Genomic DNA, 20,281 nt, shown 5'->3' with positions numbered 1-20,281 from the left:
GTTCGAACCCTGTTGGCGGATCAGAACTTGCCGGTTTCCCGGAACACTTCGAAGGTCGCGCGGATGTGGTCGGCGACGGCCTTGACCGGCGCGCTGGCGTCCGGCGCCACCACCATCGCCAGATTGTAGGTGCCGATGTCGGGCATGCCGTCCTTCGGGCAAAGCTCGACCATGTCGTTGCCGAGAAACGACTTTGGCAGCGGCGCCACGGCGAGATCGGACATGATGGCGGCACGCTGGCCGGCCGTGTGCGCGCTCATATAGGCAATGCGGTAATTGCGGCCCTCGCGGCCAAGCGCATCGAGCGCTCCCGCCCGCCAGGCGCATCCCTCTTCCCACAGCGATACCGGCAACGGCTCGCGCAGATGCGCGCAGCCGCCCTTGGCGCCGGCCCAGACGATAGGCTCGGTCAGCAGCACCTCGGCGCCGAGCGCGCTGGTCTTGTAGGAATTGGTCAGCAGTGTGATGTCGAGCGCCCGGTCGTCCATGCGCCGGCGCAGATTGCTGCTCTGGTCGATGGTGACGTCGACGGCGATCGACGGATGCGACTGCGCAAAACGCTTCAGCACATGCGGCAGCACGCGCTCGCCGTAATCATCCGGCGAACCAAGCCGCACCACGCCGACAATCTCGGGAATGATGAACTTCGACACCACCTCGCGGTTGATCGACAGCAGCCGGCGGGCATAGCCGAGCAGCATTTCGCCATCCGTGGTCAACGACACCGAGCGGGCGTCGCGCGCGAACATCGAGCGGCCAAGGATGTCCTCCAGCTTCTTGATCTGCATGGAGACGGCCGACGGCGTGCGGAAGACGGCATTGGCGGCGGTGGTGAAACTGCCGGTCTCGGCAATCGCCACGAAAGTGCGCAAAACGTCAAGATCGAGCAACGGCAGTGGATGATTGAGCGGGGCGTTCATGGGGACCGACCTTCAATTTTTCTGATACAAAACATCATTCCATTTCGTTTGATTGAACATCAGAACGGGAGGATAGTCAACTCCATCGAAGCAGGTCGCTGCCATCGGCACCATGAAATGACCTGCGAACCAGGACCTGCCTTCGACGCGAATGAAGTTGAAACGAACCCGATTTGCCAACGCGCAGTCTGGCTGCGCCAGATGCCAAAGGAGAACATAATGTCTATTCTGTCGTCCATCGGTCGTATCGCGGCCGAATTCAGCGCGGCCCGCGCCCGCTACCAGACCGAACGCGCTATCCGCTCCCTGCCGATCGAACTGCAGAAGGATATCGGCTGGCCTGAAGCCTCCGACGCCAAGACCAGTGCACGCCATGGCGCCGGATCCTGGGCTGGAGCAAAGTAGATCGTGTGTAGCATTTGCTGAAGGCCTGCCGCGCGAACCAGCCCGGCAGGCCTTCCCTATTTTATTTGTGTTCAAATGAGTTTCGGAGCCATGTGGCTCGCGCATGACGCATATGAGAAAGCCGCATAGCAGCTCCTGTTTCCAATTAATTCGTTTCATAAATTTCGGGCACTTTGCCCAAATTTGTCGCATTGGATGTCGCTTTTCATATCAAGCGCTTCGCTTTTGCGATTTAGTTTCTGCTTACACGAGCCTATATCACCGCCAGCAAACGAGCTGCCCCACTCCATCAAGCGAAGGCGACCCGTCTGAGCAACAAATGGAGATGATTATGAAGCTTTTTGCACGCCTCTTCGCCCGCCGCGAAATGAACCTGACCACTGCTCTCGAGCGCCAGCGCCTCGCCAACACCATGCCCGGCCAGACCGGCGCCATGAATGCGGCGCGCCTGGGCTTCGTCGCCTGAAGATGTAAGAGGCAGCGCATCCCTGCCGCTGCCTTAGAACTGCAACGCCGCCTGGCTCCAGCCAGAGCGGCGTTTTTGTTCTGCCGCCGACCGCACGTTGCCTGTCCTTTGAACAGCGGGTGCCGCTTCCGGGGCTCGCTGCACGCCGATTGCCCATTTGCGACCCATGTCGCAAATTTAATCTTGTCCGGACGGCGTAGCCGATTGACAGACATGGTTTTTCCTGATGTCGCTATGCTATTCGCGACATCCTGTTCGCGCCATGGATGAGTGAGGTTCACGTGAACGCCGTAAAGCATCCGATCAAGCGATCGTTTGTATTCTTCCTTGTTCCCGATTTCACCATGATCGCTTTTGCGACCGCGCTCGATCCCCTGCGCTCGGCCAATCGCATGCTCGGCTACGAGGCCTACCGCTGGCGCCTGGCCAGCATTGATGGCAAGCCGGTGCGTGCCTCGAACGGGGTCGAATGCGCTGTCAACACCTCGCTGGAGGAAGAGCGCAAGAAGATGGCAGGCCCCGACCGGCCGAACATGGCCATCGTCTGCAGCGGCATCGATGTCGAGCGCTATCAGAATAAGTCGGCCTTTGCCTGGCTACGCGAAGAGTACAATCGCGGCGTCGCCGTCGGCGGTCTGTGCACCGGCGCGCATATCCTCGCCGCAGCCGGCCTGTTGTCCAACAAGCGCTGCGCCATCCATTGGGAGAACCTGCCGGGCTTTTCCGAGGCGTTCCCGAAGGCCAATGTCTTTGCCGACCTGTTCGAAATCGACCAGAACGTCTACACCTGCGCCGGCGGCACCGCGGCACTCGACATGATGCTGAAACTTATCGGCGACGACTTTGACGAGAACCTCGTCAATCGCGTCTGCGAGCAGGTGCTGACCGACCGCGTGCGCAGTCCGACCGACCGCCAGCGTCTGCCGTTGCGCGCCCGCCTCGGCGTCCAGAACTCGAAAGTTCTGACCATCATCGAACTGATGGAAGCTAATCTTTCCGAGCCGCTGTCGCTGATAGAGATCGCCGACCATGTCGACCTGTCGCGCCGCCAGATCGAACGGCTGTTCCGCACCGAGATGGGCCGCTCCCCTGCCCGCTATTATCTCGAAATCCGGCTCGATCGCGCCCGACACCTGCTGATCCAGTCATCGATGCCGGTGGTCGAGGTGGCGGTCGCCTGCGGCTTCGTCTCGGCCTCGCATTTCTCCAAATGCTACCGCGAACTCTACGCCCGCTCGCCGCAGCAGGAGCGCGTCGACCGCAAGCAGTTGCTGGCTGCCTGATCAGGTGTCACGTGAGTAAGAGAACGACCCGATCCGAAAAACTGGCCGACCGGCGCAGCTTTCGCCTCGACGCGAAGAAATGGGCTGCGTTCATGGCGGCTCTGGATGCCTCGACGCGTGACCTTTCACGCCTGAAACGCCTGTTGAGCGAGCCGAGCATCTTTTCCGATCGCGATCCAGTGTGAGCCAAGCTGTCTACACCTGCGCCGTGCGCATCGCTTCGACGCGAATATCCTCCGTCAGCCGTGCCTTCAGCGCCGAGAATTCCAGGCTGGTCTTCAGCGTGTAATGGCGCGGATGCGGCAGGTCGATGGCGACATCCGACTTGATGCGGCCGGGGCGCGCCGTCATCACGATCACGCGCGAGGCCATGAAGATCGCCTCCTCGATGTCGTGGGTGACGAACAGCACCGTCTTCTTGCGCCGTTCCCAGATGCCGAGCAGCAGTTCCTGCATCAGCCCGCGGGTCTGGTTGTCGAGCGCGCCGAACGGCTCATCCAGCAAGAGTATCTCGGGATCGTTGGCCAGCGCCCGTGCGATCGCCGTGCGCTGCTGCATGCCGCCGGAGAGCTGCTTCGGCCAATGGTTCTCGAACCCCTTCAGGCCGACAAGATCGACATAGGAGGCGACGATCCCGTCCCGCTCCTTTTCAGGCATGCCGCGTTCGCGCAGGCCGAAGGCGATGTTTTCGGCAACCGTCAGCCAGGGAAACAGCGTGTAGGATTGGAAGACCATGCCGCGATCCGGCCCGGGCCGGGTCACCGCCTTGCCGTCGAGCAGCACGCGGCCCTCGCTCGGTGCTTCGAGGCCGGCGACGATCCGCAGCAATGTCGACTTCCCGCATCCGGATGGCCCGAGGATGGTGATGAAGTCGTTGGCGGCGACCGCCACGTCGATCGGCATCAACGCCTTGACCGGCTCTCCGCCGCTCACGCCGGCAAAAGTGCGCGAGACGCCTTCGATGAGAAGCTTGCTCACGCCAGGCTCCATGGAAAGAGCCAGCGGTTGAATGCCTTGAAGGCGAAGTCGGACAACAGCCCGATCAGCCCGATAACGATGATGCCGAAGATGATCTGCCCCGTTGCCAGCCGCGACTGGCTGTTGATGATCATGTAGCCGATGCCGGAGGACGAGCCGATGAGCTCGGCGACGATGACATAGGTCCAGGCCCAACCGAGCACCAGGCGCAAGGTCTCGGCGATCTCGGGCGCATTGGCCGGCATGATCACCCGTCTGACGATGCCGTCGTTGGTGGATCCAAGCGTATAGGCCGCCTCGACCAGATCGCGTCTTGTGCTGCCTACCTTGACCGCGATGATCAGGACGATCTGGAACACCGAGCCGACGAAGATGACGAGCAGTTTTTCCAGCTCGCCAATGCCAGCCCACAGGATAAGCAGCGGAATGAAGGCCGAGGCCGGCAAGTAGCGTGCGAAGGAGACGAACGGCTCCAAAAACGCTTCCACCGGCTTCCAGGCGCCCATCGCGATGCCGAGCGGCACCGCGACGACCGACGCTAGCAGGAAGCCGCCGAAAACCCGCCAGATCGTGATCAGTATGTCGAGCCAGAAACGATCCTCGACCAGCAGCCGCCAGCCATCCCGCAGCATCGATAGCGGATCGGCAAGGAAGATGCGGTTGACGTGGCCGCCAAGCGTGATCCACGCCCAGAAGACCACGAACAGCACGAAGAACGAAATGCCGAGCACGGTTCGGATGCCCGGCGAGACTGGATGCAAGGGGCGCATCGTCAAATCGTCCCCATCTTCAAATCGTCACTTGTCCAGGAGAAGGCGGCAGCGCCAAGCACCGCCGCATTGCGCTCAAAGGCAGCTCTGTCACTTCGACAACGCGCTGGTGTCGGCGAGCGTGGTAACGTCGGGCGCTTCCTTGATCAACCCCATCTGCAGCAGCAGTTCGCCGGCGGTCTTGGAAAAGTCCTGGAATTCCTTGGTGAAGAACTGCTTGTTCTCCGTCCTGTCGGCCCATTTCAGGTATTTCGCCGAATCCTCGAACTCCTTGGCCGACTGCTTCACATCGGCGCCCATGGTCTCGTAGGATTTCTGCGGATCTTTCTTGATCAGGTCGAGCGCGTCGAAATAGCTATCGGCCAGCGCCTTGGCAGCATCCGGATTGGCCTTGAGGAATTCGGGCGTGCAGCCGACCGTGTCGAGCACCATCGGGTAGTCGAGCGTGGTTGCCAGGATGTGGCCCTGGTCTGACTTGTCGCGCACCGCCGAAATGAACGGCTCATAAGTCACCGCCGCATCGTTCTGCCCGGCGAGGAAGGCTTGTGCCGCCGCGTCCGGCTCCAGATTGACGACGGTCACATCCTTGGTCGACATGCCGTTCTTGTTCAAAACCCAGGCAAGCATGAAATAAGGGGAGGTGCCCGGCGCCGAGGACGCGACAGTCTTGCCCTTGAGGTCGGCGACGGTCTTGATGTCGTTGCGGGCAACGATGCCATCGGCGCCATAGGATTTGTCGAGCTGGAATATCTGCTTGGTAGTAACCCCGCTGGCGTTCCACACCAGCCAGGTCTCGACCGTGGTAGCGGCGCATTGCAGGTCGCCGCTGGCGATGGCAAGCGGCCTGCTCGCCTGCGGCACTTTCTTCAAGGTCACATCCAGACCGTGCTTCTCAAAAATGCCTGCCTGCTTGGCAAGCGTCAGCGGCGCGAAGCCGGTCCAGCCGCTGATGCCGATGGTAACCGAGGTAGCTGCCATCGCCGGTGCGGACAGACCGGTGGCAAGCGTCAATGTTGCGGCAATAACGGCGATCCTGGTCATGTCAGTTCCCCTTTTGTTTTCGCTGAGGAAATTGTCTCACAGACGCCAATCGGCTTGTCAATGAACAGCTTGGTGAGGCAACCGGCGGGCCGGCGGCTGTAGTCAACTCTATCGGGCGGCCCATCCCGAAACGGAGCGGGCTGCCCTAAATCCAAACAGCCTTCAGTAGCCGTCGCAATAGCACTCCGCCGACGAGATGCGGTCGTTCCACTCGCTACCGCCGAAATCGCGGATCCTGCGTCTGATTTCGATCGAACGGCCCTCCATCCGGGAATCCTCATAGGCAACGAGCGTGCAGCCGCGGCGAACGATCACCGACGAAACACGGTCGTTCCAGAACTGGCCGCCGCGAAAGTTTACGGAATCGTCAGGCTCTATACCGATGGACCGCCCGCGAAAATTCGCGTGCTCGAACATTATGCAGGCGGGCTCGTCGTTGTATTGGGCGCTGGCGCCGTCGGCAAAAAGCAGGGACGCGACAGCAGTCAGGATGGCTAGACGTTTCATCTGATGTTTCCTCCGTTTCGACCGCGGGTCCCCTCCGGCTGATAGCGCGGCCCGGGTATTTTGCCAATGCGTCTGCCGGAGTGGCAAGCTAGCGGCTGTCGAACATCCAGCTGCGGTTGCGCCACATTTTCTCGCCGACTAGGCAGTCGGTGGCGGGTTCAGCCTGCGCCGATACCACAGGCGGATGCGCGGCTTCTTCCGCCGCCCATTGCGGCGGGGCCGGACCGGCAAGTTCCAGCACCAGCTTGCGGCGGATGGCTTCGGGAAACTGCGTCCAGTCGTTGACCGGGATCATGAAGGCTCCGGGGCCGCCAATGACGCAGTCGCTGTAATAGCGATCGAGATTGTTTACATCGTAGGCGCCGGTGAAGCCGCCTCGGGTCATCAGCGGCAGGCCATTGATGACGATGCCTTGCCTGACCAGCCCGTCGCGGGTGAGGTTGACCGGCGCGCCCTGATTGTTGGGACCGTCGCCTGAAATGTCGATCACCCGCTTCGTTCCCTGGTAGCCACTCTCGGCGAACAGATCATTGCCGAATTCCAGTGCGCCGGAGATCGAGGTGCGCCGTGCACTGTTGGGCGGCTGCGCGGATAGTTGCGCAACCACCTGCTCCGCGTCAGCGCGGCTGGCGATCACTGTCCACGGCACGATGACGCGCTGCCAGTTGGTGCCGGCCCACTCGACATAGGTGACCGCGATCTTGCCATGGGCGCCGTCGGCAATGGCCTGCAGCACATTGTCGTGCGTCAGCGCTGCGGCATAGCCGTGACGCTGGATCTCGAGTTCGTCCGGCGACATCGACAGCGAAACATCGACGGCCAGCACCAGTTCGACATCGACCGGCTCATCCGCAGCGGATACTGGCATCAGCCAGAGCGTCAGCGCGAACGCGGCGCAGCCTGAAAGGAAATGTCTGGCGCAGGCAGAAGCAGACATTCCGTGAGGGTAAGCGAGAATCGTCCGTTTAAAAAGAGCAAAACCCGGCCGAGCCGGGCTTTGCATTCACAGTCCTGCGACATTAGCTGCGCGGCTTCAAATTCTCCGGGTCATAGAGCGGCTTGTAGCCGACAGCCGCCACTTCAACCGGATAGGTTTCGCCGAAATACTCGATGGTGAGCTTGCGGCCTTCCTGGGCGTACGCCCACGGCAGATAGGCAAGACCGATGTTCTTGCCGATGGTCGGGCCATAGGCCATCGAGGTGGTGAAGGACCGCCGGCCGAGTTCGTCGACCAGCGTTTCGCCGGTCTTCGGGTCCATCACCGGCATGGTGCCGACGGGATATCGGGCGACTCCTTTCGAATCGACATTGCTGGTCATCACCAGCGTGCACAGCATGGCCGGCTGGTGCTCGCGGGCGCGGTATTCGACATGCCTGGCCTTGCCGCAAAAGTCGTTCTCCTTGACCTTCGGCCGAGCCAGATCGGCTTCGAGCAGATTGTATTCGGTCAAAAGGTCGGCGTTCTGCAGGCGCAGGCTTTTTTCCATGCGGCGCGTGTTGGCATAGGTTTCGACGCCGAACGGCATCACGCCGGTCGAGCGCAGGGCATCCCAGACAGCCAGGCCGTCCTCGTAGCGCATGTGCAGTTCCCAGCCTTGCTCGCCGACATAGGAGATGCGGAAAGCGGTGACATCCTTGCCACCGATGCTGACCGGCTTGATCGCCGCGAAGGGGAAGTTCTCGGGCGACAGCCCATCCGGATTCTCGACAACTTTCTGCAAGGTCGCCCGGGCATTCGGCCCCCAGATGCCGACGGTGACATACTTCTCGGTCACATCGGTGATCGTGACATCAAAGCCTTTGTCCTGCGCCGTGCGGCGCATGTACTGGAAGTCGCGCGGGCCGGCGTCGGCGCCATCGATCAAACGGCAGCGGTCGGCCATGCGGATGACGGTGAAGTCGGCGCGCACCATGCCTTCCTCGTCGAGGAAGTGGGTGTAGATGCCCTTGCCGATGTTGTTGTCGCCACCGATCTTGGCCGCGCACAGCCATTCCAGCAACGCGACATGGTCGGGACCTTCGATATCATACATGGCGAAGTGCGACAGGTTGACGATGCCGCAATCCTCGCTCATGGCGAGATGTTCGGCATTGGAGACGCGCCAGAAATGGCGATTGTCCCACTCGTTCTCGCGCACCGGCACCCGGTTGCCGTATTTCTCCAGCAGATGCTCGTTGGCGGCATAACCATGCGCGCGCTCCCAGCCGCCCAGTTCCATGAAATAGCCGCCGAGTTCCTTCTCGCGCTCCCAAAACGGCGAGCGCCTGATGTTGCGGGCCTTGGAGAAAGGCTCGCGCGGATGCACAGCCGGATTGTAGACCTTCATCGCCGTCTCGGTGCAGCGGTCCCAGATGAACTGCTCCTTCGTCTGGTGCGGATAGAAGCGCGCATAGTCGATGGCGTGATGGTCGATCGCGGTGCGGCCGTCGGTCATCCAATCGGCGATGAGCTTGCCCATGCCGGGGCCGTCCTTGACCCAGATGGCGACGGCATACCAAAGGCCCCGCACCTTCTGGCTTTCGCCCATGGACGGGCCACCATCCGCTGTCACCTGTAGCAGGCCGTTGAAGGAATGGCTTTCATTGTAGCCGAGTTCGCCGAGGATCGGCGTCAGTTCCATGGCGCGCTCGAGCGGTGCCAGGATCTGTTCCATGTCGAGGTCGCGCTGCGAGGGCGAAAGCCGCGCCTGGTCCTTCTCAAGCAGATCGCGCGGATGGCAAAGGCGCGGATTGGTCTCCTCGTAGTAGCCCCATTCGATCTGGCCGCCCTCGGCGGTCTTGGGATCGCCGGTGTCGCGCATATAGGCCGAATTGCCCTGGTCGCGCAGCAGCGGCCAGCCGATCTCCTTGCCGGTGCCGGCAAACTCATTGTAGGGACCGAAGAACGTGAGCGGATGATCGATCGGCATGACCGGCAGGTCCTCGCCGACCATTTCGGCAATTAGCCGGCCCCAGATGCCGGCACAGACGACGACATAGTCTGCCTCGATCGTGCCGCGGTCGGTCACCACGCCTGATATGCGGCCGTCCTTGACGACAAGAGACCGGGCCGGCGTATTGGCGAAGGATTTGAGCTTGCCGGAGGCTTCCGCCTGGTCGACCAGCTTGCCGGCGACGGTCTGCGAGCGCGGGATGACGAGACCGGCGTCCGGATCCCACAGGCCGCCCTGCACCCTTGCTTCTTCGATGAGCGGGAATTTTTCCTTGATCTCGGCCGGTTCGATCAGGCGAGCGCGCGTGCCAAACGCCTTGGCCGAGGCGATCTTGCGCTTGATTTCTTCCATGCGGCTATCGTCGCCGACGCGCGCGACTTCGAGCCCGCCAATGCGCGCGTAGTGGCCCATCTTCTCATAGAAATCGATGGAGTAGAGCGTCGTCCAGCACGACAGGAAATCGTGGCTGGTCGTGTAGCAGAAGTCGGAGGCGTGCGCCGTCGAGCCGATATCGGTCGGGATGCCTGACTTGTCGATGCCGACAATATCATCCCAGCCCCGCTCGATCAGATGATGGGCGATCGATGCGCCGACAATACCGCCGAGGCCGACGATGACGACCTTTGCCTTTTTCGGAAACTCTGCCATTGCCCGCGACTCCAAAGTGATAAAGCGGGCGGACTATAGGGCGGAGCGGTGACGCTGATGAAGCCTGTTTGCGACATTGGCAAAAAGCCGAGCGACCACAGGGTGAAATGCTTCACATCCGGGACTTGAGCGGGTCGCCTTCCGAAGCGGGGTTAACTCAGGCACCGCGGGCAGGGCCGGTTGGGTTTGGTTGTGGCTGCCGTGGCGCTATTTCCGGCGTCATTGCTAAACAATCGATACCGGGAACGGCAAAAGGCCGAGCAAATGCCCGGCCTTTCCAATCATGCCGCCAAGATTACTTGATGCGGGCGACGCCCCCCGAGATTTCGACCGTTTCCGAGCCGGTCAGGGCTTCGAGGTCGCCGTTGGGCAAGGTGACGAAGCAGCCATTCGGGCAGAACTCGACGGTTTCGCCAGCGGCGAGCGCCAGGTCGCTTTTGCTGCCACCCTCGGTCACGATCAGCGTGCGGGTCTCGGCGTCCTTGTTGACCGCGCTTGCGGCATGGGTCGAGCCGCTCACGGCGAGCAAAGCGACGGCAGCGACGAGAGACTTCCACATGGTGCAATATCGGTGTTCCCACCGCCTCTGTTGCATTTCGCAAGGCACTTTCGCCTTTGCATGGGAGCTTATATGAGATGGAAGCTGAACCGCAACTGAATGCCGCATTCATGCCGCAATTGGCTTTGGCCGGTCGAGCGCGTCAATTGGCGGGCTGGCTGAAATCGGCACAACTTAGTCGGGATCTGGCTTGCGCGCCTTGCGTCCCGTCTTGGCCGCCCGTCTTGCTTCGGCGGCAGCCGCCATCTTGGCCTGCTCCTGCTCGGCGAAGTCGGCCTCGATCTTGTCATCATCGGTCGGCCAGGCCTTGGGTTTGCTGACATCGACAACGGCGCGCGGCGTCGATGGAATTTCGATGTGCTCGCCGCTGAATTTCTCAAGCACGGCAAATCGGATGTCGTTCTGCGCGATGTTGCCGTTCATCACATCGGCCAGGAACACGCGGATCTCGAATTCGAGTGCGGCAGGCCCGAAGTTGGAAAACAGCACGAAGGGTTCGGGGTTTTTCAGCACCAAGGGATGGCTGCGGGCGATGTCCAGCAGGACGGCATGTACCTGCTTGACGTCGCTGCCATAGGCAACGCCGACCTTGATATCGATACGGCCGAGCTTGTTGCGATGCGTCCAATTGCCGACGGCGTTGTTGATCAGGTTCGAATTGGGCAGGATGACCGATTGCCGCTGGAAAGTTTCGATCTCGGTGGCGCGCACGCTGATCTTCTTGACGGTGCCGCTGACATCGCCGGCGACGATCCAGTCGCCGACCTTGAACGGCCGTTCCGCCAGAAGGATCAGGCCGGAAACGAAATTGGACACAACGTTCTGCAGGCCAAAACCGATACCGAGGGAAAGAGCGCCGGCGACCAGCGCCAGACTGGAGAGGTCGATGCCCGCCGCCGATATGCCGACGAGCGCCGCCAGCGCAACACCGGCGTAGCCGACCGCCAGCCGGATCGAATTGCGCACCCCGGTATCGACCTTGCCGCGCGCCATCACCGAACCGTCTAGCCAGCCCTGGAACCAGCGCGTCAGGAAATAGCCGATGATGAAGACGACGATGCCCGAAAGAATGCCGGTGACCGAAATCGTCACCGAGCCGATATTGATCCCGGTTGCCAGTTTGTAGGCCCAGGCCTCGATATCGCCGGGCTGGAAGCCCCACATCAGCAGGATCAGCGGCAGGAATACCAGCACGATCATCACATTGATGGCGACGCTGACGACGAGGCCGAGCTGGTCGAGCGCGGTATCCTCGTAACTCGAATTGGCTGACAGCCAGCGCCCGACGGACGTGTTGGTGAAAGCGCCCTCCTCGCCGATCGCGCGCGCCGACAGGAAGCCGATATAGGCTGTGACCAGCGCAGTGCCGGTAACGACCACCTGTTGAGAGACGAACAAGGCAAGTCCGATATAGCCGAGCAGCGCGGCAATGATGGTGAAAAGACCAAGCGCAAGCGATGTATAGCGCAGCCATGCCGGCCACGGCCGCCAGCTTCCATCATGCGCCTTGAACGGCCTCAGCATCGCCATCAGGATCAGGATAACGCCGACGATGATGGTGGCACCGAAACTGCGGGCGATGATCAGCGACAGCGGCGAGCCCATCTTGTCGTTGACCACTGACAGGAAATAGTTGACGCCGATGACCACGGCCATGGCGGTCGTCAGCCGCGCCAGCCAGCGCGCCGGGCCGGTTTCGACGGGGATAAGCCGCCAGTTCGGCAGCCGCGGCTCAAGCGCCGCGTTGGTCAGCCTGTTGACGCAGAACACCACTCCGATAACCGCCGCGAGCGCATTCAGGAAGAGGCCGATATCGCCGCGCAGCACATTGTAATAGTTGAAAAAGAATACCGTGGAGGCCAGGAATACACCGACCGCCAGCGTCGGCAGCAAGGTCGACCAGAAGGCCACCGAAAGACGGCTGAGATAGGATGGATCTTCGTTGGTGGGATCAGCCTCGAACACCCGCCCGAACAGGCGCCTGCCGCCGACCAGCAGCACCAGGGCCAGCCCGAGCGCCACGAAGGTCGCGGCAAGGACGGCCTGGAACTTGAACTTGAAGGCGAAGCTCAGCCAGGACGATACCGCCTTGTAGAATTTGTCGAATTCGTCCCTGGCGTCGGAGAAGACCTGCGGGCTCAGTGCATCGGATAGCACGTAGCGCTTGGTTAAAAGATTGCGGAACAGCTCGCTGCGCATGCTGCCGATCCTGTCGATCAGCCCGCTGATGCGGATCGACAGGTTCTGCGCGCTGGCGACGACCGCATTGATCTCGGCCTTCTCCGACACCAGCGCCTGGCGTTCGCCGGTCACTATGTCGGGCTCCTGCGGCTGGCCTGCCGCCGGCGGCGGACCCAGTGTCTCGATCCGATTGTTGATATCGTTGAGGCGCGAACGGAACGCCAGCGCACCGGTGAGGGCCGCCCGCGACAGACCCTCCAGTTGCAGACGTATATCCACCAGCGAGGCATCGTCCTCACCGTCCTGCTGTATCTTCTTCTCGAGGTCGTCAGTCTTGGCCGTCAGGCCCTGAATGACTTTCTGCTGATCGGTGATCAGTCCGGCGGCGCCCTGGCCGAGCGCCTGCGCAGTAGCGTCGAACGGGTGCAGCGCCGAGAAAACGAGCGCGAGGATCAAAATGAGGCGATGCAATCGGAAAATCATGATTTTGATGGCGACTCGTGCGGCAAAGGCAATTTGAAATTGCCTGTCCTTGATAGAGACGGCCATATCATGGGGCAAGCCGTCGCAACCATCACTGGCCCGTCCGATCACACAGTGCGTCGGCCAGTCGAAAGGCAATGGCGCAATATTGGCTTTGCCGATGCGGCCTGCTCTATAGTCTGCCGCATCGCCCGAACCGGATGACCATGATGGCAGAGTACTCGGCCTTTTCGCTGCTCGCGAACGCGCTCAAGGGAAACAAGGACTGGAAGCCGGCCTGGCGGAAGCCGGACCCGAAAGCGTCCTATGATGTCGTCATCATCGGCGGCGGTGGCCACGGGCTGGCGACCGCTTATTATCTCGCCAAGGAGCACGGCATCACCAATGTCGCCGTGCTGGAGAAAGGCTGGCTCGGCTCCGGCAATGTCGGCCGCAACACGACAGCCGTGCGCTCGAACTACCTGCTGCCGGCCAACACCCGCTTCTACGAACACTCGATGAAGTTGTGGGAGAACCTTTCGCACGAGCTCAACTACAACGTCATGTTTTCGCAGCGCGGCTGCCTGAACCTGGCGCACACGCCGGCCCAGTTCGACGACTATGCAAGGCGCGGCAACGCCATGCGCCATCTCGGCGTCGACGCCGAGCTGATGACACCGGCGCAGATCAAGCGCCTGATCCCGGCGCTCGACGTTTCCGCCGACGCACGCTTTCCGGTGGTCGGCGGCTTGATGCAGCGGCGCGCCGGCACTGCTCGCCACGATGCGGTGGCCTGGGGCTATGCGCGTGGCGCCGACCGCCGTGGCGTCGATATCATCGAGAATTGCGAGGTCACCGGCTTCCTTCGCGATGGCGACAGCATCACGGGCGTCACGACGTCGCGCGGCGACATCCGCGCCAAGAAGGTGGCTGTCGCGGTGGCCGGCAGCACTGGACGCGTCATGCAGCTGGCCGGCATCGAGACGATGCCGATCGAAAGCCATGTGCTGCAGGCCTTCGTGACGGAATCGCTGAAGCCCTTCATCGACACCGTCGTCACGTTTGGCATGGGCCATTTCTACATGTCGCAGTCGGACAAGGGCGGCCTCATCTATGGCGGCGACATCGACGGCTACAACAGTTACGCCCAGCGCGGCAATTTGCCTATCGTCGACGAGGTGATGAGCGAGATGCTGGCGCTGTTTCCGGGCCTTGCCCGCGTGCGCATGCTGCGCTCCTGGGGCGGCGTCTGCGACATGTCGATGGATGGCTCGCCGATCATCACCACCGGCCCCCTGCCCGGCATGTATCTCAACTGCGGCTGGTGCTATGGCGGCTTCAAGGCGACGCCGGCTTCCGGCTGGTGCTTCGCCTGGACCATCGCCAAGGATCAGCCGCACGACCTCAACGCCCCCTTCACGCTTGACCGCTTCCATCGCGGCCTGATGATCGACGACAAGGGCCAGGGTGCAAACCCGCGGCTGCATTAAACCATGATGCGGAAAAGTGGAGAACGGTTTTCCGATAAGCTCATGGTCAACCAAGAAGATAAAATTCGATGCTGATCACCTGCCCCTATTGCGGCCCGCGCGACGTCATCGAGTTTACCTATCAAGGTGACGGCAACCGTCAGCGTCCCGACCCCGCCTCGCAGAATTTCGAGGCGTGGAACGCCTATGTCTATGACCGCCTGAACCCGGCCGGCGAACACAACGAGATCTGGCAGCATTCCGGTGGTTGCCGCGCGCATCTGAGGGTCGTGCGCAACACGCTGACGCATGAGATTTCCAGCGTCGCCTTTGTGCGCGGCGATCATGGTTCGGCCGCGCGCCGCAAGGCGGAGGACAAGGCATGAGCCCGCGCCGCACCGACACCGGCGGCCGCATCGACCGGCTGAAAACGATCCGCTTCACCTTCGACGGCGCGACCTACACCGGCCATGCCGGCGACACGCTGGCGTCGGCCCTGCTGGCCAAGGGCATCACCCTCTTCGGTCGCTCGTTCAAATACCACCGCCCGCGCGGCCTGGTCACCGCAGGCGTCGAGGAGCCCAACGCCCTGGTGACAGTGCTGAAGGGCGACGTCCGCGAGCCGAACATTCCGGCGACCATGGTCGAGATCCATGACGGGCTGGTTGCCATCAGCCAGAACCGCTTTCCCTCCCTTGCCTGGGACATTAACGCCGTCAACCAACTCGGCGGCAAGATCCTGTCGGCGGGCTTCTACTACAAGACGTTCATGGGACCGGTGTTCGGCCCGCTGAAGGGCACGCGCTTCTGGATGTTCTGCGAGCATTTCATCCGTCGTGCCGCCGGGCTCGGCAGCGCCGGATCGGCCAAGGACCCGGCCCGCTATGAGCGCATGAACGCATTTTGCGATGTGCTGGTGGTCGGCTCCGGCCCGGCCGGCCTGATGGCAGCCAAGACCGCCGCCGATCTGGGCGCCCGCGTCATGCTGGCCGATCTCGAGCCGCGTTTCGGCGGCTCGGCCAGCTGGTCCGACGAGACCATCGATGGCGCACCGGCCGCCGATTGGGCTCGCCGCATAGTCGCCCAGCTCGAAGGCCGCGACAATGTCCGCCTTTTGCCGCGCACCACGGTGTGGGGCTACTACGACAACAACACGCTCGCCGCGCTCGAACGGGTCAACGATCACAAGGAGCAGCCAGGCAAAGGCGAGCCGCGCCATCGCTACTGGGCGATCCGCGCCAAATCCGTGGTGCTGGCCACCGGCGCTTTCGAACGGCCGCTGGTGTTCCCCGGCAATGACCGGCCAGGCGTGATGCTGGCGCACGCCGCCGAGCGCTATGCCAACGAGTTCGGCGTGCTGCCGGGGGAGCGGATCGCGCTGTTCACCAACAATGACAGCGCCTACCGGGCAGCCGTCGCCTTGAAGAAGGCCGGTGCCGCGATCGTTGCCATCGCCGATATCAGGCCGGAGCTGTCGCCAGAGATGCGCAAGCTGGCCACGGAAGCCGAAGCCGAGATCTTCGCCGGTTACGCCGTCGTCGCCACCGAAGGTGGCAAGGCGCTGTCCGGCCTCAAGCTGCAACGCTTCGACATGACCAACGGAACGCTCGCCGGCGACGCGCGCAGCATCCATGCCGATTGCCTGCTGATGTCCGGCGGCTGGTCGCCGACCATCCATCTCGCAAGCCAGGCTGGCGCCAAAGCGGAATGGAACGAGGCGTTGCAAGCTTTCCTGCCGCCGAAGCCGACGCAGAAATGGGTCGGCGCCGGCGCCTTCAACGGCCATTTCATGACCCTCGAGGCAATACTGGACGGCCGCAACGCTGGTTTTTCGGCGATCGGCGCAACAGTCACGCCGATGGCGTACCCGATTATCGAATCCTTGCCTTGTGACCCCCGTCCTGCCCCGGTGTTCGAGATCAGGGCCAAGGGCAAGAGCTTTGTCGACTTCCAGCACGACGTCACCGCCGAGGACGTGCGGCTGGCGCATCGCGAAGGCTTTGTCTCGGTCGAGCATCTGAAGCGCTACACCACGCTCGGCATGGCGACCGACCAGGGCAAGAGCTCCAACGTGCCCGGCCTTGCCATCATGGCCGAAGCGCTGGGCAAGCCGATCCCAGAGGTCGGCACGACGCGCTTCCGGCCGCCCTTTGCACCGGTTTCGATCGGTTCGCTGGCGGCCGAGCGCTTCGGCGACCTGAAGCCCGAACGGCTGACGCCGATGCATGACTGGCATCTAGCCAATGGTGCAACGATGTATTCCGCCGGCCTCTGGTACCGTCCGATGATCTACGGCCATGCCGGCGAGACGGTCGAGCAGGCCTATGTCCGCGAAGCCAAGGCGACGCGCGAGAGCGCCGGCATCGTCGATGTCTCGACACTGGGCAAGATTGCGGTGCAAGGGCCCGACGCCGCTCTGTTCCTCGACCGCGTCTACACCAACATGTTTTCGACGCTCGCCGTCGGCAAGGCCCGCTACGGCCTCATGCTGCGCGAGGACGGCCTCGCCTTCGACGACGGCACCACCTGGCGACTCGGCGAGCAGGATTTCCTGATGACCACCACCACGGCCAACGCTGGCAAGGTGATGCAGCATCTCGAATATTTCCTCGACGTGATCTGGCCGGAGCTGAAAGTCCACGTCACCTCGGTGACCGACGAATGGGCGGGCGCCGCGATCGGTGGGCCCAAGGCCAGGCAGATCCTTGCTACATGTGTCACTGGCACAGCGGTGGACAACGCTACCTTGCCGTTCATGGGCATCGTTCGTGGCGAGATATCAGGCGTACCGGTGATGATTTGCCGGTTGTCGTTCTCCGGCGAAATGGCGTTCGAAGTCTATTCCGGCGCAGGCTATGGCACCCATGTCTGGGAGGCGCTGGTCGAGGCCGGCAGACCGTTCGGGCTCGTCACCTACGGTCTTGAAGCACTGGGCACGATGCGCATCGAAAAGGGCCATGTCACCGGCGCCGAGATCGACGGCCGCACTACTGCGCGCGATTTGCATCTCGACTGGATGCTGTCGAAGAAGAAGCCGTTCATCGGCTCGGCGATGATGGACCGCGAAGGCCTGACCGCCGCTGACCGCCTGGAACTGGTCGGCCTGATTTCGCTCGACAACCGGCCACTCAACGGCGGAGCGCACATCGTCGAAGAACTGGACGAGGCCAATCCGCACGGTTCCATCGGCCACATCACCGCCTGCTGCTATTCGCCGGCGCTCGGCAAGCATATCGCGCTGGCGCTGGTCAAGGGCGGCAAGGCCAGGCAAGGCACGCGCGCCCATGTCTCGGATCCCTTGCGCAACCGGTTCGGACCGGTCGAGATCGTCTCCAACCACTTCTTCGATCCGGACGGGAGTCGCATGCATGGTTGAGCGCCAATCACCCGAGCGCAAGCCGCCAGAGCACTTGTCGCCACTCGAGCCGGAATTTCACGTCGGCTCGCACGGCAATTTCGAGCACGGCGTCGAGATCATCCTGACCGAGACGCGGCCGGGCTCGATCGTGCAGCTCGCCGCCTGGCCTGGCGAAGAGAAGAAGCTGATATCAGCCATCCACACCGTCACTGGGCTTGCGCTGCCGGACGGTGCCGGCGGCGGAGCGAGCGACGGCGTGAAGTCGGTGTTCGGCTTCGCGCCTGGAAAGTTCACCGTTGCCGACGAGGCCGAGGAGTTGGCCGCTGCCTTTGCCAAGCTGGTTACCCCGGCCATCGGTACGATCACCGACCTCTCGCATGGCCGCACCGTGATCCGCATTGCCGGGCCGAAGGCCGAATGGGTGCTGGCAAAGTTCTTCGCCATCGACTTTTCGCTGCCTGCCTTCCCGGTCGGCGTCGGCCGCTCGACCGCCCATCACGATGTCTTCGCCCAGATCCAGCGCACCGGCGCCGACCAGTTCGACATCTACGTCTTCCGCTCCTTCGCCCGGTCGTTCTGGAAGGCGCTCTGTCACGCAAGCGAGGAAGTCGGCTACGAGGTGCAGTAGAGGCGGCCGGCCTCTCGCCGACGACTTCCGCCTCCAGTTCGTGATCGAGGGCGTCATCACGCTCTGGGCGCTGCTTGCCTACCTACCACCCGGATTCCTAGCCGGCCGGCTTATTCGCTGAACGTCACCCACTCTTCCAGCGGCACGCGATCGGTGCGGAAGGTGTTTTCCGGTTTGGATAGGTCCTCATGGCCAAGCGCCATGCCGCAGACGACGATCTCCTCGTCGGGAATGTTGAGCACCGGCCTTATCTGACGATGGTAGGGTGCAAACGCTGCTTGTGGGCACGTGTGCAAACCCCTGCCCCGCGCCGCGACCATGATGTTCTGCAGGAACATGCCGTAGTCGATCCATGAGCCCTGGTTGAGCCGGCGGTCGATGGTGAAGATCATGCCGACCGGCGCATCGAAGAAGACGAAGTTGCGGTCGTGCTGGGCGCGCATCTTGTCGACCTCGCGGCGGCCGATGCCAAGCGCGCCATAGAGCCCGAAACCGTTGGCGCGGCGGCGGGTCAGATACGGCTCGAAGAACTGGGTGGGATAGTAGCGGTACTCGTCCCAGTCGGCCTTTTCGGCGCGAATGCCCGAATTGAGAATGGCGTCTGATATCCGCTGCTTGGTCTCGCCCTTGGTGACGTAGACCTTCCATGGCTGCATGTTGGTCCCGGACGGAGCACGCGCCGCGACCGCCAGAATATCGCGAATGGTGTCGTCGTCGACCATGTCGGGCAGAAACGCGCGCACCGAACGGCGCGACAGGATCGCCTCATCGACGATCTCGGCATCGCCCGCAATTCGGGTGTTGTTTTTCAGCATGGGCCGTCCCTTAACCCTCGTCTCGACCAGACGTCCCCACTCGCCGTTCGTGCCCGAGCCTTTGCATGAACCGCCAAAATCGCGCAAGCAAATCTTGTGCATCCGTGAAAATCCACTTGATTTTTTCACGATCCTGATTTCTCATGAAATTTGACTGGAATTTTTCATGAAGTGAGTATTTTGCCGCCGACTACCGCACGAACATTGCAGGGACCTGACGAGCGCGTGCTGGCTAGCGATATCAGGGCCTTGCGCAAGGCGCGCGGGCTGACGCTGGCCGAGATCGGCCTGAAGCTTGGCCGTTCGGTCGGCTGGGTCAGCCAGGTCGAGCGTGGCCTGTCGACGCCATCGCTCGGCGACCTCAGGGCCTTCGCCGAACTGTTCGGCGTGCCGATCAGCCTGTTCTTCAGCCATGACGTGCCTGTTGAAAGCGAGCGCGGCGTGGTTGTGCGCGCCGGCAGGCGCCGCACGCTTGGCACAAGCGAATCCGGCCTGGTGGAGGAGCTTCTGTCGCCCGATCTCGGCGGTAGCTTCGAGATGGTGCGTTCGGTCTTCGCGCCGGGTGCCGAACTGAAAGCCGAGGCACAGCGGCCGACCGAGGAAGCCGGGTACGTCGCATCCGGACTGTTCGACATCGAAATAGCCGGCGTCTGGCATCGGCTTGGCGAGGGCGATTCCTTTCGCTTCGAAGGCAAGCCCTACCGTTGGCGCAATCCGGGTTCCGAGCCGGCAATTGTCATCTGGGTGGTTTCACCACCAGTCTATTGAAGAATGCATGTCGCCCAAAAGTGTGCAGCGGTTTTGGGAGAACGACATGCATCAAAACAAAAATAGAAGCGCGACGCGCTTCAGGTTTGG

At 62.3% G+C, this 20,281-nt stretch carries 19 protein-coding genes; 9 read left to right on the top strand and 10 right to left on the bottom strand.

Translation table 11 applies throughout. The features are described from left to right. Window positions 1-20: 20 nt before the first annotated feature. Window positions 21-920 carry a LysR substrate-binding domain-containing protein gene (locus NKH57_RS07445; RefSeq protein WP_023757757.1) on the bottom strand — a complete coding sequence of 300 codons (900 nt, stop codon included), beginning with the start codon at window positions 918-920 and terminating at the stop codon, window positions 21-23. 219 nt (window positions 921-1,139) lie between these two features. On the opposite strand from NKH57_RS07445, the gene NKH57_RS07440 reads away from it, so the two are divergent. The 4 genes from NKH57_RS07440 to NKH57_RS07425 all read left to right on the top strand — a co-directional run bounded on the left by NKH57_RS07440 (window position 1,140) and on the right by NKH57_RS07425 (window position 3,259). Next, a complete protein-coding gene (locus NKH57_RS07440) occupies window positions 1,140-1,325 on the top strand; it encodes a hypothetical protein (RefSeq protein ID WP_352943063.1) in 186 nt (61 codons plus the stop codon). Between the two features lie 331 nt (window positions 1,326-1,656). Continuing rightward, the gene (locus NKH57_RS07435; protein WP_013531161.1) at window positions 1,657-1,791 is read left to right on the top strand and encodes a hypothetical protein; all 135 of its coding nucleotides are present in this window, start codon (window positions 1,657-1,659) and stop codon (window positions 1,789-1,791) included. Window positions 1,792-2,135: 344 nt separating this feature from the next. Continuing rightward, window positions 2,136-3,074 carry a GlxA family transcriptional regulator gene (locus NKH57_RS07430; protein WP_502907268.1) on the top strand — a complete coding sequence of 313 codons (939 nt, stop codon included), beginning with the start codon at window positions 2,136-2,138 and terminating at the stop codon, window positions 3,072-3,074. Between the two features lie 11 nt (window positions 3,075-3,085). Further along, window positions 3,086-3,259 (top strand): type II toxin -antitoxin system TacA 1-like antitoxin, encoded by a 174-nt coding sequence (locus tag NKH57_RS07425; protein ID WP_352943057.1) that lies wholly within the window; start codon window positions 3,086-3,088, stop codon window positions 3,257-3,259. Window positions 3,260-3,269: 10 nt separating this feature from the next. Here NKH57_RS07425 and NKH57_RS07420 read toward each other — a convergent pair whose 3' ends face one another. The 8 genes from NKH57_RS07420 to NKH57_RS07385 form a co-directional block, all read right to left on the bottom strand. Beyond that, entirely contained in the window at window positions 3,270-4,052 is a 783-nt protein-coding gene (locus NKH57_RS07420; RefSeq protein ID WP_352943054.1) for an ABC transporter ATP-binding protein, read from the bottom strand. Then, window positions 4,049-4,822 (bottom strand): ABC transporter permease, encoded by a 774-nt coding sequence (locus NKH57_RS07415; protein ID WP_352728480.1) that lies wholly within the window; start codon window positions 4,820-4,822, stop codon window positions 4,049-4,051. The genes NKH57_RS07420 and NKH57_RS07415 overlap by 4 nt, the downstream gene beginning before the upstream one ends. 90 nt (window positions 4,823-4,912) lie before the next feature. Then, complete coding sequence (locus NKH57_RS07410) at window positions 4,913-5,863, bottom strand: ABC transporter substrate-binding protein (RefSeq protein WP_352943051.1); 951 nt, start codon at window positions 5,861-5,863, stop codon at window positions 4,913-4,915. A gap of 162 nt (window positions 5,864-6,025) precedes the next feature. Next, window positions 6,026-6,370 carry a peptidase inhibitor family I36 protein gene (locus tag NKH57_RS07405; protein ID WP_352943048.1) on the bottom strand — a complete coding sequence of 115 codons (345 nt, stop codon included), beginning with the start codon at window positions 6,368-6,370 and terminating at the stop codon, window positions 6,026-6,028. 88 nt (window positions 6,371-6,458) lie between these two features. Continuing rightward, window positions 6,459-7,307: a DUF1194 domain-containing protein gene (locus NKH57_RS07400; RefSeq protein ID WP_352943045.1), complete on the bottom strand. Its 849-nt coding sequence runs from the start codon at window positions 7,305-7,307 to the stop codon at window positions 6,459-6,461. An 82-nt stretch (window positions 7,308-7,389) separates the two neighbouring features. Next, the gene (locus NKH57_RS07395) at window positions 7,390-9,951 is read right to left on the bottom strand and encodes a GcvT family protein (RefSeq protein WP_352943042.1); all 2,562 of its coding nucleotides are present in this window, start codon (window positions 9,949-9,951) and stop codon (window positions 7,390-7,392) included. Window positions 9,952-10,246: 295 nt separating this feature from the next. Next, window positions 10,247-10,510: a hypothetical protein gene (locus NKH57_RS07390; RefSeq protein WP_023757768.1), complete on the bottom strand. Its 264-nt coding sequence runs from the start codon at window positions 10,508-10,510 to the stop codon at window positions 10,247-10,249. A gap of 174 nt (window positions 10,511-10,684) precedes the next feature. Beyond that, window positions 10,685-13,174, bottom strand: coding sequence for a mechanosensitive ion channel family protein (locus NKH57_RS07385; RefSeq protein WP_352943039.1), 2,490 nt, complete (start codon window positions 13,172-13,174; stop codon window positions 10,685-10,687). 209 nt (window positions 13,175-13,383) lie between these two features. Between NKH57_RS07385 and NKH57_RS07380 the strand changes: the two genes are divergently transcribed. From NKH57_RS07380 to soxG, 4 genes are all read left to right on the top strand, one after another. Then, window positions 13,384-14,643, top strand: a complete 1,260-nt coding sequence (locus tag NKH57_RS07380) for a sarcosine oxidase subunit beta (RefSeq protein WP_352602843.1) — start codon at window positions 13,384-13,386, stop codon at window positions 14,641-14,643. Between the two features lie 68 nt (window positions 14,644-14,711). Next, the gene (locus tag NKH57_RS07375; RefSeq protein ID WP_023757771.1) at window positions 14,712-15,008 is read left to right on the top strand and encodes a sarcosine oxidase subunit delta; all 297 of its coding nucleotides are present in this window, start codon (window positions 14,712-14,714) and stop codon (window positions 15,006-15,008) included. Beyond that, window positions 15,005-17,998: a sarcosine oxidase subunit alpha gene (locus NKH57_RS07370; protein ID WP_352943035.1), complete on the top strand. Its 2,994-nt coding sequence runs from the start codon at window positions 15,005-15,007 to the stop codon at window positions 17,996-17,998. The genes NKH57_RS07375 and NKH57_RS07370 overlap by 4 nt, the downstream gene beginning before the upstream one ends. Then, window positions 17,991-18,608 (top strand): sarcosine oxidase subunit gamma family protein, encoded by a 618-nt coding sequence (gene soxG, locus NKH57_RS07365; RefSeq protein WP_352943032.1) that lies wholly within the window; start codon window positions 17,991-17,993, stop codon window positions 18,606-18,608. Before NKH57_RS07370 ends, soxG begins: the two co-directional genes overlap by 8 nt. Before the next feature lie 110 nt (window positions 18,609-18,718). Here the strand turns inward: soxG and NKH57_RS07360 are convergent, their stop codons facing one another. After that, window positions 18,719-19,423: a nitroreductase gene (locus tag NKH57_RS07360; RefSeq protein ID WP_352943030.1), complete on the bottom strand. Its 705-nt coding sequence runs from the start codon at window positions 19,421-19,423 to the stop codon at window positions 18,719-18,721. A gap of 225 nt (window positions 19,424-19,648) precedes the next feature. Here NKH57_RS07360 and NKH57_RS07355 point away from each other — a divergent pair, with 225 nt between their 5' ends. After that, a complete protein-coding gene (locus NKH57_RS07355; protein ID WP_352943188.1) occupies window positions 19,649-20,191 on the top strand; it encodes a helix-turn-helix domain-containing protein in 543 nt (180 codons plus the stop codon). The last annotated feature ends 90 nt before the right edge of the window (window positions 20,192-20,281 follow it).

It is taken from the genome of Mesorhizobium sp. M1050 (assembly GCF_040318715.1).
Taxonomy (GTDB): Bacteria; Pseudomonadota; Alphaproteobacteria; order Rhizobiales; family Rhizobiaceae; genus Mesorhizobium.
This window is presented reverse-complemented; position numbering and strand designations above follow the sequence as displayed.